General features: G+C 57.4%; 7 protein-coding genes. All 7 read right to left on the reverse strand.

The window, feature by feature from the left end; all coding sequences use genetic code 11:
* Position 1: 1 nt before the first annotated feature.
* From AC3WJN_RS09625 to AC3WJN_RS09655, 7 genes are read right to left on the reverse strand one after another with little or no spacing between them, the layout of a single operon-like run.
* Entirely contained in the window at positions 2 to 2,419 is a 2,418-nt protein-coding gene (locus tag AC3WJN_RS09625) for an excinuclease ABC subunit UvrA (RefSeq protein WP_007786661.1), read from the reverse strand.
* Complete coding sequence (locus AC3WJN_RS09630; RefSeq protein WP_005834032.1) at positions 2,409 to 2,888, reverse strand: type II 3-dehydroquinate dehydratase; 480 nt, start codon at positions 2,886 to 2,888, stop codon at positions 2,409 to 2,411. Before AC3WJN_RS09630 ends, AC3WJN_RS09625 begins: the two co-directional genes overlap by 11 nt.
* 32 nt (positions 2,889 to 2,920) lie before the next feature.
* Positions 2,921 to 7,315, reverse strand: coding sequence for a beta-ketoacyl synthase N-terminal-like domain-containing protein (locus AC3WJN_RS09635; RefSeq protein WP_492329255.1), 4,395 nt, complete (start codon positions 7,313 to 7,315; stop codon positions 2,921 to 2,923).
* Positions 7,316 to 7,344: 29 nt separating this feature from the next.
* Positions 7,345 to 14,346, reverse strand: coding sequence for an amino acid adenylation domain-containing protein (locus tag AC3WJN_RS09640; RefSeq protein WP_492329256.1), 7,002 nt, complete (start codon positions 14,344 to 14,346; stop codon positions 7,345 to 7,347).
* The gene (locus AC3WJN_RS09645; protein ID WP_492329257.1) at positions 14,339 to 19,276 is read right to left on the reverse strand and encodes an SDR family oxidoreductase; all 4,938 of its coding nucleotides are present in this window, start codon (positions 19,274 to 19,276) and stop codon (positions 14,339 to 14,341) included. The genes AC3WJN_RS09640 and AC3WJN_RS09645 overlap by 8 nt, the downstream gene beginning before the upstream one ends.
* Positions 19,194 to 21,461 (reverse strand): beta-ketoacyl synthase N-terminal-like domain-containing protein, encoded by a 2,268-nt coding sequence (locus AC3WJN_RS09650; RefSeq protein ID WP_492329258.1) that lies wholly within the window; start codon positions 21,459 to 21,461, stop codon positions 19,194 to 19,196. Before AC3WJN_RS09650 ends, AC3WJN_RS09645 begins: the two co-directional genes overlap by 83 nt.
* The gene (locus AC3WJN_RS09655) at positions 21,373 to 22,041 is read right to left on the reverse strand and encodes a beta-ketoacyl [acyl carrier protein] synthase domain-containing protein (protein ID WP_007786670.1); all 669 of its coding nucleotides are present in this window, start codon (positions 22,039 to 22,041) and stop codon (positions 21,373 to 21,375) included. Before AC3WJN_RS09655 ends, AC3WJN_RS09650 begins: the two co-directional genes overlap by 89 nt.
* Between the last annotated feature and the right edge of the window lie 38 nt (positions 22,042 to 22,079).

Below are 22,079 nucleotides of genomic sequence, written 5' to 3' on the forward strand. Positions count from 1 at the left end.
TTTAGTCCAAAAACGGACCGATCATCGAGCGCGGCGACTGCTTGATCTCCTCCGGCGTTCCTTTGGCGATGACCTCGCCGCCTTTGTGCCCCGCGCCTGGCCCAAGCTCGATCAAATAGTCGCAGTAAGACAGCACGTACGGATCGTGTTCGATGAGCAGGACGGAATGTCCGCTGGCGATCAGCTTGCCGAGAATGACCAGCAATTTTTCCGTGTCGTAGTAACTGAGGCCGACAGTCGGTTCGTCCAAAATGTACAGAAAGCTTCCCTTGCTGCTTTTTCCCAGCTCGCGCGCCAGTTTCAGCCGCTGGGCTTCTCCCCCGCTCAACGTCGTCAGGCTTTGCCCGATGAGAATATAGCCCATGCCGAGTTCCTCGATCGTGCCGAGCATCTTGCTGATTTTGGCGTGGTCAGAGAAAAACGCGTGCGCTTCGGAAATCGACATCTCCAAAATGTCGGAGATCGTGCGCTCTTTGTAGCGAACCTGCATCACTTCCTGCTTGAATCGCTTGCCGCGGCAGGAAGGGCACGGATCGCTGAACGTCAACTGCCCGAGCCATCTTTTGATCTGCCCGTTTCCGTTGCAAATCGGACACGAGCCTGTCGAGTTGAACGAAAAAGAGCTGCGCGTAAACTGCCGGGCGATGGCCTCCTCCTGCGCGGCAAAAAGTTGCCGGATGTGGTCCCACACCCCCAAAAACGTGGCGACGCAAGAGTTTTCATGGCGCCGCGCCAGCTTCTGCGTGACGACGATGCAGCCGTCGACGTTTTCCGCGCCTTCCAGCCTGGCATCGGCGTGCGCATGGGCGTAATCGCTGTCGTGCTCTTCTTCCTCCAGCAACTGCTTTTGCTTGCCCGCTTTTGCTTTCAACGCTGCTTGAAGCTTAGGGATAAGCGTGTCGATCACCAGCGAGCTTTTTCCGCTGCCAGACAGCCCGCTGATGCCGACGATGGCACGCAAAGGAAGAGCGACGTCGATGTTTTTCAGATTGTTCGTGCGCGCGTTGCAAATCGACAGCTTGGGAGCGGATGCGTCCACGCCGCTTGCGTATTCTTTTGGCGGGTGCTTTTTCTTCCGCAAATACTGGGCCGTGATTGATTCGCGCGACTGGAGAAAGCCGGCGTAGCTCCCCTGGTAGACGATAGAGCCGCCGAGTTGGCCAGCCAAAGGGCCGAAGTCCATGATGTAGTCGGCGTGCTTGATGACGCTTTCATCGTGCTCCACGACAATGACCGTGTTGCCTTGCTGCTTTAGCCGATGGAAGCTTTCGATGATCTTTTCTTTTTCTTTTTCGTGCAGCCCGGCGGTCGGCTCGTCAAAAATGTAGATGATCGAATCGACCTTTGCCGACAGGTGAGACATGATGTGCAGCCGCTGTGTCTCCCCTCCGCTCAACGTCGGGATTTCGCGATACAGGTTCAGATAGGACAAGCCGACCGTTTCGAGGCAATCCAGCTTGCGCAAAATCTCTCCGAGCAAGTGGGCAATAAACGGGGTATGCGGCCGCGCTGTCTGGTAGTGGCGGAGAAATGCCGCCAGGTCGCTGACATTCATCTGGCAAAGCTGTCCGATATGCTTGTCGCCAATCGTAATCGAGAGCGCTTTTGGCCCGAGCCGGAACCCTTGGCATCTCGTGCACGGCCGCGTCGTCTGCAGATCGGGAAATTGCTGCAGATTGATCTTTTTCAGCTTTTCTTCAATGACGACAGTGACTCCGTAAAAAATCAGGTGGCCTTTGCTCTGCGTCCGCTTCGGCCGATAATGCAAAAACGCTTCCTTCGCTTCCGGCGGCAACTCGGCAAAAGGCGTGTCCGCGCTCACCTGAAAATGTTTGCTGAAATTATCGAGGCGCTTGTACACGTACTCCTTTTCCTCTTTTTTCGCGTGCGGGAACTGGTAGGCGAACTGATGCCACCGTTCAATCGTTTCGCGCTCCGACGGCAAAATTTTCTCGACGTTTACCTCGACGACACTTCCCCTGCCGCCGCAGGCCGGGCATGAGCCATGCGGGGAGTTAAACATGAACAGCCCCGGCACAAATTCGTCTGGCTGGTGCGAGGCTATCTCCTTGCCTGCCCGCTGTCCTTCCTGGGCGTAAATGATCGCCAGCAGGTTCAAAATGCGGGTGACGGAGCCGACGACCGAGCGCGGATTCAGATTGCTGACAGTTCGCTGCTGCACGGCAATCGTCGGGCTGAGTCCCTGAATCATGTCAAACGAGTCGTAGTGCAGGACATCGTGCGCGATGCCCAGCGCCTCCAAGTAAATCCGCTGCCCCTCGTGGTGCAAGGTGTCGAAAATAAAGCTGGATTTCCCCGAGCCGCTAACTCCCGTGACGACGATAAACTGATGCTTCGGAATCGTCGTGGTGATGTTTTTCAGATTGTGAAGCTTCGCGTTGTAGACTTCAATGTGCACCCGTTCTCCATTCCTTCCCACTGATCGATGTTCGCTGCTCTTTTACGTACTGCGCGATCCCTCGCAAGCCAAGCTCGTACACATTGGCCTTCAAGCCGATCACGTGGCCCACAGCGTTGGCGAAGAAAATTGATTCGGCATGCCAGCCGCCCCGTTCAAAAATGTTGGACATGTGCACCTCGATATAGGGAATGCCGACTGCGGCCAGCGCGTCGAGTATCGAGTAACCGGTCTTGGAAAATCCCGCCGGATTCAGCACCACGCCGTCCAGGTCGTGCAGTTGCTGCTGAAAAAAGTCGACGATTTCGCCTTCGTGGTTGGATTGGAAAAAGAGGACATCCACTTGCAGCTCGCCCGCCAGCCTGTACAGCCTGTCCTCGATTTGCTTCCAGGTGACGGTTCCGTAAATCGCGGTTTCCCGCAATCCGAGCAGGTTCATGTTCGGTCCGTTTACGATTGCAATTCTCATAGCGTTTATCATTCTCCTACGTGGCATGCGCCTTACTTCATCTGATTTTTTGCCTCTGCCCACAAATCGGCAATCCCGTCAGCTCGCGGGACGGCCACTACCAGACGTTTTACTTCCTCCAGCAGTTGCGCGACCGCATCGTGGGCAAATTGACTGCTGTCGTATTCCGCCCGGAGCGTGAAGCGGTCCTCGGACGGGTTGACAAACAGGCGCAGCGGAAGGTGAAGCTGCCCGCTGCTCTTTGCCTGAAACGGCTTTTGCTCGCCAGCTTGCGTCTGGAACGGAAAGTGCGTATAAACCAGGCTGCGCGTATTGATGACGGTTTGCAAAAAATCGAGCGGAATTTGCGACCACTGCGCCATTTGCTGCAACGTAATATGCTCGTAGCGGCGAATGCGCACGATTTTTTTCTGCAAGGCGACAAACCACTCTTTGACCTGGTCCGCGTCGTTGTAGGTCAGCCGGACGGGCAAGCTGTTGGTAAACAGTCCGACCATTTTGTCCATTTGCCCGATTTCCGGGACGCGTCCCGATGTCATCAGCCCGATCAGGACGTCGCGCTGTTCGAGCAGTCGCGCCTGCGCCAAGCCCCACGCGCCCAAGACTACCGTATTTAGCGTTATTTGGTTCTTTCTGGAAAATTCTCTTACAGTATAGACCTCGTCTTGTGCCAGAGCAACACTTTTCACGGCGCTCACATAGCCGCTGCGCTGGCTCGGTGTCGTCGGCACAAGCTGTTCGCGATAGCGGAACGGCCCCAGCTCCCCTGTCCAAAATTGCCGCGCTTCCTGGTCGTCCTGCCTTTTTTGCCACTTGACATAATCGAGGAAAGGCGTCGCGGGCGTCTGCGGCTCGCGGATGAGCGCTTCGCCGAGCTGATAGTTCGCCCACACTTCCTGCAAAATGAGATTCATGCTCCAGCCGTCAAACAAGGAATGTTGATACGTCCAGACAAACTGGTAGCTTGCCTTGTCGTATTGGATGAGCTGAAACCGCATTTGCGGAACTTCGTCCACCTTGAAGCTCTTTTGCCGTTCCTGCGCGATCCATTCGGCCAAAGCTTGCTTTTGCTCGTCCGCAGACAGCTTCGTCCAGTCCAGCACGTCGATGGCAACGTCGACATGCCTTTTCACGAATTGAACCGGATGCGATATTTTTCTCCAGATGAATCCAGTCCGCAGCACGGAATGGCGGTCGATAACCCGCTGCCAGGCCAGTCGGAAATGGTCAAGCCTAAGCTCCTCTGCAATCGGGAACGCGAGCAGGCTGACCGTGCCTTGCCGCGCGTGCAAAATGTTGTGGTTCAGGACCAGTAACTGCATGAAGGTGAGCGGATAGACGCTTTCGACTTCCCGTGTATCCACTGTACGCAGTAAAATCTCCTGGTCGGCCTGGTCGACGTTGTAGAACAGCGTGCTTGGGGCGGATGGCTGGCTGGTGCTTTCCAGGCTGATCTGCCGCGCCTGTTGCTCCTGCGTCGGGTCATCTGCCGCCAATGCTCCTGTGGTTGATTGGCTGTCGCTTTCCCGCCCGACCTGCCGCGCCTGCTGCTCCTCCATCGTCGGGTGATCCCCCGCCAATGCTTCCGTGGACGGCTTGCTGTCGCTCCCCAGCCGAATCTGCCGCGCCAGCTCCTCCATCGTCGGGTAATCAAACAGCAGATCGGAGGCAATCTCAATGTGATGTTCTTTCAGACGCGAAGCGAACTGGATGGCCGTCACGGAATCGCCGCCCAGGTCAAAAAAGTCGTCTGCCACACTGATCGGGCTTTTTCCGAGCAACTCCTCCAAAATTGTGCACAGCCACGAAGCCATGTCCTCCTGACGCTGATTGCGCGGCTGCTGCTCGGTGGCCGGAGCGGAAGCCGAAGCGCTGGCGAGCGGTGCGAGCTTTTCTCCGGGAGAATCAGCAGCAAAGCTCGCCAACAACTCTTCTACTTGCCGCATCTGGTGCGCTTGTAACGTGTAGCTGGCCTGGCCGTCCTGGATGAACTCGCCGCCCTGTCTTATCAGGAGCGTAGAGGGAGGCAGACGCTTTTCATTGCCAAGCGTCTCCGCAGGCGCAGCGAACGCCCGCTCAATCCAGTAATACTTCCGTTCAAAAGCGTAGGTCGGCAGCGGGAGGCGGCTCGGGTGCGCTGGCGCATGGACGTTTTTCCAGCGGATGTTCGCCTTGTACAGCCACAGTCGCCCTAACGAAGCGAGCATCGTCTTGCAGGCCGATTCGTTTTCTCCGGGGGCGGGCAAGGACGGCAGCAATGGCGCGGAACGGAACCGTTCGCTTGCTGCCAGCCGTTCAAGCTGCGTTTTCCCTGGGCCGACTTCGAGAAATACCGGCTTTTGCACATGGGAGAGCACAGGCAAGCTAGCCACATCCACCCCTTGACCGGAAAAGCTGACCAGCTCCCGCCAATAGTCCATGGAGCTGGCCTGCTCCTCGGTGATCCACGTGCCGCTTCTGTTCGACAAAAACGGAATGCCCGGTTTGCCAAGCGCGATGGCATAAGCACAGTCCCCACGGAAACAGAGCAGCTTCAAAGCGTCTTCCCAAGCCAAAACGCCTGCGAGACACGCGCTGACGTATTCTCCGAGCCAATCTCCTGCCAGCGCTTTTGGTGTCACTCCCCAGTGACGCCATAGCTGCGCCAGCGAGTATTCCAGGATGAATTGGGCGATTGGGCCATGGGGCGAATCGTTTTCCAGCCATGTTTTGGCATCCAGCCGCAGCACCCGCTCCACGAACCGGAAGCATTGGTCCATCTGCTCGCGGAAGAAAGGGAACTGCCGATACAAGTCGCGGGCCGTGCTTCCACACGCGATTCCCGCCGGGGAAAAGACAAAGACGACCGCTTTCTCTTCCGCGCTTTCCTCCGTTTCGCTGCAAACAAGCCGCAGCGCATCCGGATGGGCAACCGCCTCTTCCGTGTGGCACAGGACGATCCCGCGAAAATCGAAATGCTCCCGGCCCGTTTGCAGCGTGTAGGCGACTTGCGACAAGCTTGCCTCGGGATTCTCGCGGAGATAAGCCAGCACATTTTCATAGTTGCGCTGTCTCGCCGCACTGGTTTTCCCCGAAATCGCCAGCAGATTCCACTCGCTCGCCGCTTCTAGGGCGGGCGTCTTTGGAGCCGTTTCGACAATGACGTGCGCATTGGTCCCGCCGATGCCAAAAGAGCTGACGCCTGCCACTCTTTTTCCCGACTCCGCCTGCCACCTTACCGGGGTGTTATTCAAGCGGAACGGGCTGTTTTCCAATTCGAGCTCCGGATTCGGCTTTTGCAGGTGCAAGAGCGGCGGAATCGTTTCGTGGTGGATGGCGAGAACGGTCTTCATCAGGCCCGCGATGCCGGAAGCGGTGTTCAAATGCCCCACATTCGCCTTGACCGAGCCGATGTAACACGGATCGGCCGGATCGCGCTCCTTGAACACTTCCTTGAGGGCGGCAATCTCTACCCGGTCCCCCAGCTTCGTCCCCGTGCCGTGCGCTTCCACATACCCGATCTCGTGCGGAGTCACTCCGGCCACTTCCATCGCTTCGGAAATGACTTGAATCTGGCCCTCGAATCCAGGCGCGGTGTATCCGACTTTGCCTGCGCCGTCGTTGTTGATGGCTGAACCGCTAATGACCGCGTAGATATGATCCTTGTCTTGCAGCGCCTCGTCCAGCCTTTTGAGCACAACGACGCCCACGCCGTCGCCGAAGACGGTCCCTTCCGCTTTTTCATCGAAGCAGCGGCAATGTCCGTCCGGCGATTCGATGCCCCCCTGCTTGTACAAATAGCCGTGCTTGCCGAGAAACTGGACGGACACGCCTCCTGCCAGAGCCATGTCGCACTCCCCGTTCAGCAGGCTCTGGCACGCCAGATGCACGCTCACCAGCGAGGAGGAGCAAGCCGTCTGAACGGAAAAGCTCGGGCCAGTCAAATTCAATTTGTAGGAAACCCGCGTCGTCAAAAAGTCTTTGTCGTTTCCGACCTCGATTTGGCGATGGTCCAAAATGCGCAACAAGTCGGGGCGACTGACCACATGCGTCACATATTTGTTCGCGCCGATCCCGGCGAACACGCCCACCGCACCCTCAAGCTGCGACACGCTTTGTCCGGCATCTTCGAGGGCATTCCAGGCAGCTTCCAGAAACAGCCGTTGCTGCGGATCAATAATCTCGGCTTCCCGCGGCGTATAGTGGAAAAAGGCTGCATCGAACCATTCGATCCCTGCCAGTTGACCGCAAGCGGGGACGTAGTCCGGCCGAGCGAGCAGAGCCGGGTCTACGCCCGACTCCAACAGCTCCTCTTTTGTGAAAAAGCGGATTCCTTCTACGCCGTCCACCAGGTTGTTCCAATACTTACGAATATTTTCGGCTTGCGGAAATTTTCCCGCCATGCCGATGATCGCGATTTTCTCGCTTGGCGCATGCGCATTTTCCATTCCGATTTTCCTTTCCCCCAAACGGCTCCCTAGCTTCGCATCGTTCTTCGTTTTTTGCGCAGCTCCGCTCTTTTTTGTCCCGTTTCCACGCTGGATCGGTTCACGGCCGTTCTTTTGATCTGTTCGGCTATCTTTTCGATCGTCGTATATTGGAAAAGCTCCACAATCGACAGCTCATGGAACAGCTCCGTCTGAATCATTTCCTGCAACTGCACGATCAGCAAGGAATTTCCGCCGATGTCAAAAAAGTTGTCGTGAATCCCGATGCTAGGCGCGCCAAGCAGCCTGCTCCATATTTCCGCGAGCTTTTGCTCGACGTCGTCCCGGGCTTCCGAAAACAGAGGCCCCGCGTCCAACTGCTGGCAATGTTGCTCCATTGCCTTCCAGTCCATCTTGCCGTTCGGAGTCAGCCAAAATCGCTCGACATGGAAAAATTGGGCGGGAACCATGTACTCCGGCAGTTTTTTCCGCGCGTACTCCTTCAATTGGCCCATCGGCAGCGGTCTGTCTGCTGTGTAGTAGCAAACGATTTTGCTTGTCTCCCCGTCTTTTACCGTCGTCACGGCGATCTGCTGAAGCGGCGCGGCATCCCGGAGCGCATGCTCGATCTCGCCAAGCTCGATGCGGTAGCCGCGCACTTTTACCAACTGGTCTTTTCTGCCGACAAATTCGATGTTGCCATCCGGCAAGTATCGACCGAGATCGCCTGTCTTGTAGCAAAGCTGGCCGCTGGCTCGCCGGATGAACGCTTGTCTCGTCCGTTCCTCGTCCTGGAAGTAGCCGCTGGTCACATTTCGGCCTGCTACGTAGATTTCACCGATCACGCCCGGCGGACAAACGTTGCCGTCCGGAGCCAAAATGATGATTTGATTATTGGCAATCGGCTTGCCGATGAGTACAGCTCCATAAGGGGCGTCTGCGTCTGGCTCCACCTTGTAGCTGGACACCCAGATCGTCGTCTCGGTCGGTCCGTACATGTTGCAAATGTCGGCAAACGGCAGCATCTGCCGCACCTGTTTCGCCAGGGCGAAGCTCCACGCTTCCCCACCCAGCAGCACATGCCTGAGCGCTGGCAGCACGGGAGAATGACCGTACCGCTCCTTGTTGGCTTTCCAAAACGTAGTGAGCTGTACCATCAAGCTCGGGACGGAATGCCAAACCGAAACTTGCTGCGTCTCCATGTACGCGAGCAATCCGTCCATATCCCGGAGCCGCTCTTGCGTCACGATGCAAAGCTGCCCTCCGCATAGCAGCGCGGCGAAGATTTCAAAGACCGAGATGTCAAAGCTGATGGACGTGACGAGCATGAATACATCGTCTGATCGCAACTGGAAGTCAGCGATGCTCCACGCCACAAAATTGTGGACGTTGGCATGGGTAACCGGCACGCCTTTTGGCTTGCCTGTCGAGCCGGAGGTGTACATGATATACATCCAGTCAGCGCCGCTGCTTTCCGTCGGCGGATTGGCAGTTGTCTCGAAAGCGGCCTCCGTCGCGGCTGCTTCCTGGAACACGCTCAGATTGACGATGTCGACCTGCTGCTGTTGTCCGATCCGCCCGGCTTTTTCGAGCAGGCGATTTTCGGTCAAAAGCAGTCTGGCTCCGCTGTGAGCGAGAATGTAGGCGATTCGCTCCTCGGGATAGCCCGGATCGAGCGGCACATAGACACCACCGGCTTTCAAAATAGCGAGGATGCCGACGACGGACTGCAAACCTCTGTCGACGAAAATGCCGACGGGCACGCGTTTGCCGACGCCCTTGCGGATGAGCAGCCTGGCGAGCTGATTGGCCTGTTCGTTTAACGTCTGATACGTCATCTGCTGCTCTTCGCAGGCCAGCGCGATCGCATGCGGCGTTTTTTGCGCCTGGGCTTCAAATTGCTGGTGGAGCGGCAGCGGCTCGGGCCAGTCCAGGTGCGCCCCTTGAAAACGGTGCAGCAGTTCGTCCGCCTCGGGGCCAGTCAGCAAAGCCACTTCTTTGATCGGCATTTCCGGACGCTCCGTCACTTGCGCGAGAATGTGCAGGAAAAAGCGGGCAAACTGCCGGATCGTGCTGTCCGCAAACAAGTCCGAGTTGTACTCAAAGGAAATCTCGATCCGCTGATCGCCTTCCTTCGCGAGACAACTGAGTTCAAACTGGCTGATCCCGTCGTTTTCCAGATGCAGCTTGTCAAAAAACTGGAACAGCACGTTGTAGACGGGATTTCGCGCCAAATCACGCTCGGGATTAAGCTTTTCCACCAGCAGGTCAAACGGGTATTGCGCTTTGTCGATCGCCGCCCACACTTTTTGCTGGACAGCATGCTGCAACTGGGCAAACGTCGCGACGTCCTGAAAAGAAAGGCGAATGCACAAAGTGTTGATGAATATCCCCACTACTTCTTCCCATTTCTTTTGGTTTCTTCCAGCCGTAGGTACACCGACGATCAGCTCGTCGTCCTGCGACAGCTTGTGCAGCAGCAGGAAGTAGGCGCTCAGCAAAACGTTGCTGTACGTAATCTGCTGCTGCTCGACGTGGCGCTTGAGCGTTTCATAAAGCGCTCCGCTGATTTCGAACTTGTGGTAGCTACCGTTGTACGTCTGGACGGGCGGCCGTTTTTTGTCAGTCGGCAGCGACAGCGTAGGCAACGGCTTGGCAAGCTCGGAAAGCCAGTAGCTTTCGTGCTTGGCAAACTCTTCGCTCGTTTCCCATTCTTTTTGGGCAGCAATCCAATCAAAGTAATCGGGCTTCGCCTCGGTCAGCCTTGGGGGCTGCTCTTGCAAAAGCGACTGGTAAATGCCAAACAGCTCGCGGTAAAAAATGTCGATGCTCCAGCCGTCCGTAATCACATGGTGAAAATTGACGTACAGGCAAAAGCGCTCCTTGGCAAGCTGGTACAAATAGATGCGGTACGGAGGCGATTCCAGATCAAACGGCTGCATTTTCTGCTCATGAATGCTTTTTTCCACAAAAAGCGCCTGGTCTGGCTGCTTCGTCGCGTCGATCACCTGGATCTCCGGACGGTACTTCGGCAGCGCTTCTTGCACAGGACTTCCGTCTTGCAGAGTGAACCTCGTGCGCAGCATCACGTGTCTGTCTGCGAGATAGGCGACGGCCTGCTCCAACAGCGCGACGTCAATGGCCATGTCATACGTGCGAATAAACGGCAAGTTGTAGGCGACCAGCTCGGGGGTCATCTTTTGCAAAAACCATATGCGTCGCTGTGCGTGCGACAGCGGCATGATCCGCTGGTCTGGCGCTGCTTCTCTTTGCTGCGGAGCGTCTTCCCCGCTTCGCTCCCGTTGTTTTTGCGAGACAAACTCGGCCAAGTCCGGGATGGTTAAATGCGTAAACACATCCTGCACCGACAGGGTGACCTGGCATTGCTCGTTAGTCCGGTTGGCGATCTTGATGCCCATGATCGAGGTTCCGCCCAGTTCGTAAAACTGATCGTGTATATCAATCGTTGGCAGCCGGAAGACGTTTCCCCAAATTTGCGCAAGCTGCCGTTCAAGCTCGGTATAGCCGCCATCCGCCCGGCCCGTCAGCTCTACCTGAATCTCGACCTCCGGCAGCTTGATTTTCGCCCGAATCCCCGCGGCAAGCGCGATCGGCAGGCTGCTGTTCCAGAACAAGTCATTGTCCGTGTTGATTTCCCCGATGACGACGTTGGACAAGTTTTTACGGAGAACATGCTCGAACGCTTTGACCGCCCGGCGAGGCGAGAGGGAGCGAAAAGCAGCATCGAGGCTCGCCCCTGCCTTTTTCGCCATGCCCGTATTCATCCACGTCGTCCAGTTGATCGCGACGATTCGCGTGGGCGCGCTTGCGACGCCGGAAAAAGCATCCAGGTAGCAATTGGCGGCGACGTAATCGCCCAAGTAAATCCCGCCGACCACTGCCGCGATGGAAGAAAACAGCACGAGAAACTCAGGCGGGTTTTCCCGCGTCAGCGCGTGCAGATGCTGCGTCCCTCTGATTTTGGCAGCGAGCGCGGCCGAAAAATCGGCTTCGTCCTTGTCGACGAGCAGACCGCTGCCCGGCAAGCCTGCTGCGTGGATGATGCCGTCGATTTTTCCGTGGATGCGGTAGATGTCGCGGATAGCCGCGGCGATCTCATCCCGGTTGGCTACGTCGGCGCTGTATGTAAACACCCGGGAGCCGTTGCTCTCCAAGCTTTGCAGATGGTGAAGCAGCCTGCCCTGCTTATCGTGCTTGTGCTGGCTGAACTCGTCCCACAGGGCACGCTCGGGCAATGCGCTGCGGCTGATGAGAACGAGTTTTACCCGGTGGTGCTGGGCAATATGCTTCGCAAGCGCAAGGCCAATGCCGCCCGTACCGCCTGTAATGACGTACACCCCTTGCTCCTTGAAGCGCAGGCCGCTGTCGTCGACTGCGGACAAATCCAATGGCGCCAGCTCAGGATAGTATCTTTGTCCAGAACGATACGCGATCTGGTAATGTCCGCTACTGCCCAACGCTTCCGCCGCGATGTCGCTGACAGGTGTGGCATCATCAAAGTCGATGCACTTGCAAGGAAGAGCGCTGTACTCCTCGCGAATGACTTTTCCCAATCCGAACAAGGCCGCGAACTCCGGCTGGACGGTGTGATCGTCCGGCAGAACCCGCTGGGCGTTTTTCCCGACCAAGACGATTTCGCTGGGGGCAGGACGATTTTTCGCCAATGCTTTCGTCAAGAAAAACAGCGCGTGCAAAAGCTGCTCGGCATCGTCGTTGGCCAATCCGGGCGCCTTTACGACCGCGAATACGACTTTGCTAAAAGCAGCCTCGCTTGTATCGCGAATGAGCCGCTCAAAATCGGCTTGCGAGCAAGTAAGCCCATACTCGGTGGCACTTTCTTGGCGATAGGAAGTCGTCAGCCGGGCATGCACGACGCGCTCGCTGTGCGTCGCGATGGCGTCGGCCAGCTCGTAGCCCCAATCGGTAGAGTCGGTGATGACCAGCACCTTCGCTCGTTTCTGTGCTTGTGTGGACAAAGGCTCGGCAGGGACCCACTGGATGCGCTGATAGAGAGCCTGCTCGGCTGCGGGTAGTGCGGCTGGCGCTTCGCTCGCATGCCCGCTTGTTCCCGATGCGCTTGGCAAAGGGCCTTGCGCTTTTTTGTCCGCCGTCGGCCAGATTTTGATTTTTTCAAAGGGATACACGGGCAAATTCAGCTTTTGCCGCGGTTGGCGGTACACCGTCTCCCACGGGATCGACATTCCCGCGACGTATTGCTCCGCCAGCTTTTCCAGCGACGCTTTCGTCAGCCAGCCGTCACAATCAGTCTCGGCATGCTCGCCCAAGCCAGCAAAAGAGCTGGCGGGAGTGCTGCCGTCACGGCTGGATTCGGCACTCTCAAAGAGGTACATTCCTTTGTCTTTCGCCCCTTCTGCTCCGGACAAATCGGCTACGCGCAATTGCTGCCGCAACTCTTCTATCGACTGGAATACGAACGCGACCCGGTTTTCGTATTGCCCGCGACCCGTGTTTGCCGTATAGCACAAGTCCGCCAGATTTATGGATGAGTGAGTTTGCAAATAGGAATGGTAGGCTTTTAGCAACTCCGCCAAGGACGACTTGCTTTTGGCGGAGAGCGTCAAAAGATGCACCGGCGGCAACGGCTCCGCTTCTGTTTCCGTTTCCGGGCGGTCGCTTTCCGGCGCCTCTTCCACGACGACATGGCAATTGGTGCCGCTGAAGCCAAAGGAATTGACCCCTGCGCGCAGCGGGGTGCCCCCTCTTTTCCAGTCTCTTAGCTCGGTCACGATTTCGACCGCAGCGTTGCGCGGATCGAGAAAAGGGTTCGGAGACTGGTAGTGCAGCGTAGCGGGAATTTTTTTGTGCCGGAGGGCGAGCACGACTTTGATGAGCGACGCCAGACCCGATGCGGCAACCGTATGGCCGATATTCGTCTTGACCGAGCCGATCCCGCACACATGGGGCCGGGACGCAGATTTTTGAAAGGCGTCGTTGATCGCCTGCAATTCGATCGAATCGCCCAACAGCGTCCCTGTGCCGTGCGCTTCGATGTACGAGATGGACAGCGGATCGATTTTGGCTTTTTCCCACGTGCGCAAAAACAATTGCGTCTCGGCATCCGGATTGGGGGCGGTCAAGCCGTTGGAAGCGCCGTCGGCATTGACGCCGCTTCCTTTAATAACCGCGTAGATCGGGTCGCGATCCTCGCGCGCCTTCGCCAACGGCTTGAGCATCACGGCTGTGATTCCTTCGCTCCAGATCGTTCCGTCCGCATGTTTGTCAAACGCCTTCACTCTGCCGTCCGACGTCTCCAGATCGTGCAGCTTCCCGGTCACCTGCGGAATGACCATCAGATTCACGCCGCCGACCAGCGCTGCTTCACATTCGTTGTTCGCCAGGGCCGTGCACGCCTGATGCAAGGCGACAAGCCCCGATGAGCACGCCGTATTGAGCACGAAAGCAGGCCCGCGCAAGTCCAGAAAATACGAAATCCGGTTGGACAACAGCCCTACGAGCGAGCCGACCAGCGAAGAAATATCTTCGTTTTGCAAGAGCGAGCGATAATGGGACTGGTAAGCCGTCTCCAGTCCCACAAACACGCCCGTGTTGGAATGCTTCAGCCTCGCTCCCCCGTATCCGGCGTCCTCCAGCGCGTGGTAGGCCGTCTCCAGAAACAGGCGCTGATACGGCTCCATCGCCAGCGCTTCGTTTTGTCCGATCTGGAAAAAAGAGTGATCGAAGCAGCAAATCTGATCGAGGTAGCCAGCCTGGTGATGGGCGCTCTCCAGCATCTCTTCCAGCTCTGGCAGGAAGCCGGACAAATCGCGCAACCGCTCTTCCGGAAAGTAGCCGATGCTGTTTACTCCCTGGACCAGATTGTCCCAAAACTGCTGGGGGCTGCTCGCTCCGGGGAAGCGGCAGGCCATGCCGATGACAGCAATGTCCTGACGGCTCTTGCGCTCTGGATGGCGATTCAGCTTTTCCAAAATGGAAACCGCCATTTCCTGGCTGAGATGTCCCGCTTTCAGCAGTTGCAGGATGCTGTCATTCATCTCTTTTCGGCTACTCATCTTCTTCTCCCCACTCTTTCTGGTCTAGGTAGTCCAATATGTTTTCCATCGAAACATTGCCCTTGAGAAAATCGCTCAGTTTGTCCTGCAAGGGGACAGTCTCGCTCTCCCCGGCCTTGCGGGACGTCTCGTGGGCACTCGGCTTGTTTTCCAGATATTCCGCCATTTTCGCAATCGAAGGATAGGCGAACAGCGTGGCGATGTTGATCCGCCCCGGGTAGAGCTGCTCGATTTCTTTGACGAGACTGGTCGCGAGAATGGAGTTTCCGCCTGCCTCCTGAAAAGACTGGTACACATTCGCTTCCGGGATCCCCAATACTTTTTGCCAAACGGCGGCCAGGCGCGTTTCCACCGCGCTGTACGTGTGGTCGGTCCTGCCTGTGAGCATCGGCGCAAGCGGTGTGGCGTCCGCTGTCTCCGGCTCCCAAGCAACAGGACGCGCGAACATGCTCCTGATTTCCGGCGAGATGGCAAAAGGCAACGGATAGCGGTGGGTCTGAAAATGCGCCTCGTTCAGTTCGCCGACGATGACGCGCGCGAGCTTTCGTCTCAGCACCGCATCCAAAATGCCGATCGCCTTGTCCGGATGCATGCCGCAAAACGGCGAAGCCTCTTTCTGGATGCGGTATCGCGCCGCCATGCCTGTGTCGTTCCAGGCAGGCCAGTTGATCGTCACGCTCTGTCGGCCTTTGGCTTGCCTGTAGTCGCTAAACGCGTCCAAATAGGCGTTGGCCGCCGTGTAATCCGCCTGTCCGAGCCCGCCGAGCAAGCTGGTTACCGAGGAAAACAGGACAAAAAAGTCGAGGCGGTCCTGCTCGGTGTAACGGTCCAACAGCCAGGTGCCGACGACCTTTGGAGCGAGCACTTGCGCGATTTTGGCTCGTCCTTTGTTGATGAGCAGACCTTCGCCTGCCACACCCGCGCAATGGAAAACGCCATGGATCGCACCGTATTGCTGGCGGATCGTCTGCAACACATCGGCCAACCTGCGCTCATCGGCCACATCCACCGTATGCACTTCTACGCTGGACCCGCTGTCCTCGATGCTGCGGATTTGCCCGATTTGGCCCGCCAGTGCGGAATGGGGCTGCTCCCGGACAATTTCGGCCCATTGCTCGCGCGCAGGAAAGGCGCTTCTGGCGAGCAGGCACAGGTGCACGGGCTGCTTGTTGCCGAGATAATGAGCAACCTGCAGCCCGATATCGCCAAGCCCGCCCGTAACCAGGTAGACGCCGTTTTCCCGGATGGAGACGGCCTGCGGCTCTGCCGCTTGCAGCGTCTGCGCTTCCAGCCGTTCGACATATCGGACATTTTCCCGATACGCCACCTGGAAGTCTTCCTCTCCCGCTTCCCACTCAGCCCAGAGCGTAGACGGCGCAGTAGCGCTGTCCAGATCAATGCAGCGGCATTTCAACTGCGGGTACTCCTGCGCGACCACTTTTGCCAGGCCGAACAAAACGGCGTGCTGCGGGTTCAAGGCGGCTTCTCGCCTGGTCACCGAAAACGCCTGGTCACCCAAAAGATACAGGTTGATCTCCTGGTGATACGACTGGTTCAACAGCTCGCACACAAGCTGGCAGAAGCTGTAGACGCTCCGGTTTTCCCACTCGTGAAAGTCGTCCGCACATGCGAGCTTCTCCTCCGTCATGCCCATGCAGTGGACGATGTGGCGAATGTCCCGGTGCGCCAGCTCTTGCAGCAAGCGCGGAAAATCGTCCGCCGAGCCGATCTTGTATTGATGATCGCCGCCTTTTTCAAAAGCAGCGCCGAAAGCAACTTCGATGACATCCGCTTCCCGCGCTTGTAGCTCCACGAGCAACTCATGACTCCTGTAGCCCGTTCCGCTCAAAAACAGCCACGTGCCCGGTTTCGCGCCAGCTTGCCGCAACGGCGCTGTCGCTTTGTCGTCGCGCACCCAATGCAGGCGATAGCATGTGTCTGTTGTTTGCGCCGGGCCTTCGGAGTTTTGCGGCCCGGTCCCGATCCAGTGACGGACCGATTCGTACGGATAGGCTGGCAATGCGATGATGTGGTGCTGCTCTTTTGCATACAGGCGCTGCCACTCGATATCGGCCCCGTCCGTGTACATGGCGGCGATGGTTTGCAGGCTGTCCAGCGCAAACGCGGTTCCGTTTTCCTTGTATTGCCGGATCGTTCTTTCCGCGAGCGCCGTCCGCTTGACTTTTTCTTCCTCCATGATCCCGTTTTCAGACGGATCGTTTTCGTCCACGATGACGCGGCTCGCCTTGTAGAAAATCCCGCGCTCGGCAGCCTCCTGCGTATTTTCCAGCCCTGTCGCGTCCGCGTATTTGCATTTTTCCCGCAGCTCGGCCTGATCGCGGAACAGGATCGCTACGCGGTGCTCGTAATGGCCGCGAGTCGCATTGGCCGTATAGCACAAATCGGGCACATCGACCGCCGGCGTCTCGTTGAGGTATCGGGCGTAGCGGCTGAGTAGCGCGCGCAAGGAGCTTTTCGTCTTCGCCGACAACGCGAGAAGCTGCCAGCCCGGACTGCTCTCGCGCTTCGCCGGAGTGGACGCAGGCGGTTCTTCCAGCAGCACATGGCAATTCGTCCCGCTGAATCCGAACGAGCTGATGCCGCATCGACGCGGCGTCTCGGCTGCACGCCATTTCTGCAGCTTGTCGTTGACATAGACCGGAGAATCGGCAAATTCGATGAACGGATTCGGCTGCCGGAAGTTGGCGACCGGGGGCAATTGCCCGTGCTTGAAGGCCAAAATCATTTTGATGACCGAAGCCATCCCCGACGCTCCGACCAGGTGGCCGATGTTCGCTTTTACCGTACCGACCCCGCAAAATTGCTTTTTATCGGTAAATCTGCGAAAAGCATTGGCGATGCCCTTCAGCTCGATCGGATCGCCCAATCTCGTTCCGGTGGCGTGCGCCTCGAGATACGTAATCGTTTCGGGATCAATCTTGGCTGCCTGCCACGCCTCGACCAGCGCTTTTTCCTGCGCTTCCGCATTCGGTGCGGTAATACCGTTCGACGCTCCGTTGTTATTCATCGCCGAGCCTTTGACCACAGCGTGAATGGCGTGGTTGTCGCGCACCGCCTGATCGAGCCGCTTCAGCACAATCGTGCCTACTCCCTCTCCCCACATCGTGCCGTTTGCCTGCGCATCGAACGGGCGAATCGTCTCGTCGGCGGAATCAATCAACGAATTGTGCTGCGTCGGCAAATAGGCCAAAGACACGCCCGCTACAATCGCCACATCAATTTGCCCCGCCTGCAAAGCCTGGGCGGCCAGACACAGTGCTGCCAGACTGGAGGAACACGCTGTGTCCACAACGAGGCACGGGCCTTTCAGATTGAGGAAATAGGCGATCCGGCTCGCGAGTATGCCTGTCGAGCCAGAGGTGACCTTCAACGGGTGCTGAATATCAATCATGTTGTTGTACTCGTTGCGCCCGGTCGTGTCTTTGCCGATGTACACGCCCGTTTTCGTCCCGAACAGGCTTTTCCCGCCAAGCCCGCTGGTTTCCAGGGCCTCGTACACGTTTTGCAAAAGCAGGCGCTGTTCCGGGTCCATCAGCTCTGCTTCCTTGGGCGCGATGTGGAAGAACGCGGAGTCAAAGCGGTCGATCTGTTCCAGGTAGCCGCCCTGGCAGTAGGTTTGGGTTGCGCTCAAAAAGCGGTCGGTATCCTTTCTTCGGGAGGCGGGAAACGGGCGGATCGCATTGACGCCTGCGGTCAGGTTGGTCCAAAACTGCTCGGCGTTTTCCGCCAGCGGAAATTGGCAGGCGTAGCCGATGATCGCGTACTCGTCCTTTTGTTCGGACGGCGCAGTCTCGCCTGCTGAAAAAGCGGTCCACTGTTCCAGCAGCCGCTTGGTTTCCTCCTGCGAGTATTTGCTCGTTTTGTACCCTTCGAGGATCGACTCGACGGTAAGCGCGGCAGGCTTTGGTGCCTTTTTGCCGTCCAAGTAGTTCGCCATTTCAAAAATGGTCGGATACAGGTAAAGGTCTGCGACGTGAAGCGTGCCCGGGTACTTCTCGTTCCACTGCTTGTACAACTGGGCAGCGTGGATCGAATCGCCGCCCAACTGATGGAACGTGTCGAACAGGCTGATCGAGGACAGTCCGAGCACCTCTGCCCATACCTGTGCCAGCTCTTTTTGCGTCGCGGTAAATCCGTCCTGCTCCTTGAGCGTCACGGGTACAGGTGCGGCGGCTGCACGCCCCGGCTTTGCCGTCTGGCGGAACACGTCTTTCTTCACTTCATCTGCCAAGCGGAACGGCCAGATGTGCGCAAGCTCTAACAGCTCGTTCGCCTGATTGAACTGGCCGACGATTGTCCGGAACATTTGGCGGCGGAGAATCGAGTCGAGCGCTTGCAGCGCCTGATGGGTAGGCAGAAAGCGGAAAACGTGCCGTTCCTCCTGCATCGAAAGCCGCTCGGCCGTCTCCTCCCACGTAGCCCAGTTAATGGAGAATACTTTTTTGCCTTGCCGCCTGATCGCTTCTGCCCAGCCGTCCAAAAAGGCATTGCCAGTGGCATAGCCAAGCGCCCCGCGTCCACCCGTGACGGATACCGCCGAGGAAAAGAACAAGTAAAACCCGGTGTCGATCTCCTGCGTAAGCGTGTACAAGAGCCAGCTCCCATCTGTTTTCACGGCATGTCTGCGCGCAAACTCCGCTTCGCCGAGCGCCGCATCTTCCAGCTCGCCAACGCCTATGCCCGCACAATGAATCACTCCGGCAAGCCGCTGGTGTGTCTGGCGGATCGCCTGAACGGTTCGCTGCAACTGCGCTTCGTCGCATATGTCTGCACAGTGGTAGTCAAGCGTGGAGCCTAGCGCTTCCACAGCGAGCACCGCATTGATTTTATCCGCCAAGCTTATGTCTGGCGACTCCCGCAGCACGGCCGGCCACGTCTCCCGGTCCGGCAGCATCGTCTTGCCGAGCACGATCACCCTTGACTTTGTTTTTCTGGCTCAAGTACTTGCATACTTCCGTTCCCAACTGGCCCAGCCCGCCCGTTATCAGAAACACATCGCCTGCTTCGACCGCGAAGCTGTCCTCCTGCGCGCCCGTCTGCTTTGCTCTTTCGATAATTTCGATGTAGCGACGGTTTTGGCGCAGCGCTACGGAGTAGTCCGTCCCTTTCCGCCCTAGCTCGGCGAAAAGCGGCTCAGGCGCGAAGCCGTCCGGGCTGATGTCGATATGGCGCACGGACAAGCCGTAGTTTTCCTGGCGAAGCGATTTTCCCAGTCCGCCCAGCATATGGTGAAAAGGATCGCAGGCCGCATCGCCCGGCTGTACCGCCTGAGCGTTTTGCGTCAGCAGGACGACGTCGATTTCGTTTGCCAGCTTGCCTGTCGTAGCGAGCGCTTTGGCGAAAAGCAGCAGCGACCCGGCGGTCTGATCCATGGCCGAGCGAAAAGCGGCCAACGACTCCGGCAGTGCAGCGCGAGCCGGAGGCATGAACACAATCTGAGCGAGCGACGCCAAATCGAGCTGCGCGCAAAAGGCGGCGATATCGTCCAGCGTGCGCGAAACCTGGAAATAGTCTGGCGCGACTTGCGCAGAGCGCGCCCCCAGCTCGACTGTCACCAGGCGTCTCGCTTGGTGTTTTTGCAAAAAAAGCGGCCGCCAGATGGCTGTATCTGCCGCATCGACAATCAGCAGCACCGTATCGCAAGCCGTTTGCTGCTCGCTGTCTGTGGCGGGCAGAGCTTCTTCCTTCCAGGCCACTTGGTAAAGAAAGTCTGCCTCTGCTTTTTTGGGCTGTGCGCCTGCGGGCCAAAACTTTTGCCGCTCCAGTATATTTCCCGGCAGCGCCAGCTTGCGGCCACCACAGTAAAGCATCCCCCAGTCAATGGTTGCTCCTTGTATGTACAGCGGCGCGACCTGCTCCCAGATCAGCCTCTGGTCAGATGTCTTCCCGATCCATTCCTTGATCGCTTCGTTTGCTTGCCTATCTAACGATTTTTTCGCTCGTTCCCTGATTTCCCACGCCTCGACTGTCTGCTTGTTGTCCGGCACGACTTCGTGCCGTTGGTAGCGGATCGCCGGGTTTGCCGTCCACGCGGATACGCGGTTCGCCGTTTTCAGCTCATTTACCTTCACTAACAAATCTTCATAGCTGTCGAACACAATCGTCGCCCGGTGCGCATAATGATGGCGCGACGCGCTGGCGGTAAAGCACAAATCCCCCAGGTGGACGTCCCGGTTTGCCAGTAAAAACTGCTGGTATTGCTTCGCCAGCTCCTGGAGTTTTTGCTCGCTTCTCGCCGACAGGACAAGCAAGTAGCTGTCTTGTCCGCGGCTGGCTTGCCGGACGGCCTTGGGCGGTTCCTCGAGCAAAACGTGGCAATTCGTTCCACTGAATCCAAACGAGTTAATCCCGATGCGAACAGGCTGGTCCTGCTGCTCCCATTTCGTCAGCGCGTCGTTGACAAACACGGCCGAGTTGGTCAGGTCCATGTATGGGCTGGGCGACTGGAAGTGCAGCGAAGGCGGGATTTCCCCATGCCGGAGCATCATCACTGCCTTGATGAGCGAGACAATCCCGGAAGCTCCGACCAGATGCCCGATGTTCGTCTTGACCGAGCCGACCCCGCAAAACTGCTTTTTGGACGTAAAAGCTTGAAAGGCGTTGATGATCGACTGTAATTCGATGGAATCGCCCAGCACCGTGCCTGTTCCGTGCGCTTCGATGTAGCGGATCGTTTCCGGGTTGATCTGCGCCTGCTTCCAGACGCTTTTCAAAAGCGCTTCCTGCGCCTCCCCGTTGGGGGCGGTAATGCCTTTGGACAGGCCGTTGTTGTTGATCCCGCTGCCTTTGATGACGGCGTAAATCACGTCGTTGTCCGCAAGCGCCCTGGACAACGGCTTCAAGAGCAGCCCTCCGCCCCCCTCGCCCCATACCGTGCCTGTCGCTTCCTTGTCAAACGCGCGAATCTTCTCTTCGGCGGATTCGACCTGATCGAGCGATCCGTCTTCTTTAACGGGCGGAAAATAGAAAAGGCCGCTGATGCCGCCTACAAATGCCATCTCACATTCATTTCTGCGCAACGATTCGCATGCAAAATGAACGCCTACCAACCCGGACGAGCACGATGTATCGAAGACGATGCTCGGCCCTTTCAAAGTTGTAGACGTACGAGATGCGGCTTGCCAAAATTCCCGGCCACGAGCCGGTCAGGCTGAAAATATCCGGGCTGACGTAGTGGCGGTACTCGATCCCTGTCACATGGTCTTTGCCGATAAAAACGCCTGTCTTGGAGCCGCTGATCTCCCGCGTCTCGTAGCCGGCATTGAGCATGGTCTCATAGGCAAGCTCCAGCATGATTCGCTGATAAGGCTCCATGGACAAGGCTTCTTTTGGCGAGATGCGAAACATGTCTGGATCAAAGAAGCTGATTTCATCCAAATAGCCCGCTTTTTTGAAGCGTTTGTGCGCAAAGCTCCGGTCGGAAAACAGCGCCTGTCCATCTTCCTTGCGATGGACAGGAAAGTCGTCGAGGCATTCTCGGCCAAAGCGAATGTTTTCCCAAAACTGCTGTACCGTATTCGCCTTGGGAAAGCGTCCGGCGATGCCGATAATCGCGATGTCATCGCTTTTTGCTTCGCTTGCTTTTTGCAGGCTCGTGATGTATGCCGTCGCTTCCTTGGCCGATAGCTTCCGGTCTGCGACCAGCTCGTAAATGTACTTCTTCAATTTATCCATCTTCGTATCACCGCTTCGAGTTTAATCGAACAACTGCC

This window comes from Brevibacillus sp. FW306-2-1A-C05A, assembly GCF_058781555.1.

Coding starts and splice junctions, on each gene's coding strand:
- AC3WJN_RS09630 (WP_005834032.1), bottom strand. CDS start 2,888: ATGAGAATTGCAATCGTAAACGGACCGAACATGAACCTGCTCGGATTG.
- AC3WJN_RS09635 (WP_492329255.1), bottom strand. CDS start 7,315: ATGGAAAATGCGCATGCGCCAAGCGAGAAAATCGCGATCATCGGCATG.
- AC3WJN_RS09640 (WP_492329256.1), bottom strand. CDS start 14,346: ATGAGTAGCCGAAAAGAGATGAATGACAGCATCCTGCAACTGCTGAAA.
- AC3WJN_RS09655 (WP_007786670.1), bottom strand. CDS start 22,041: ATGGATAAATTGAAGAAGTACATTTACGAGCTGGTCGCAGACCGGAAG.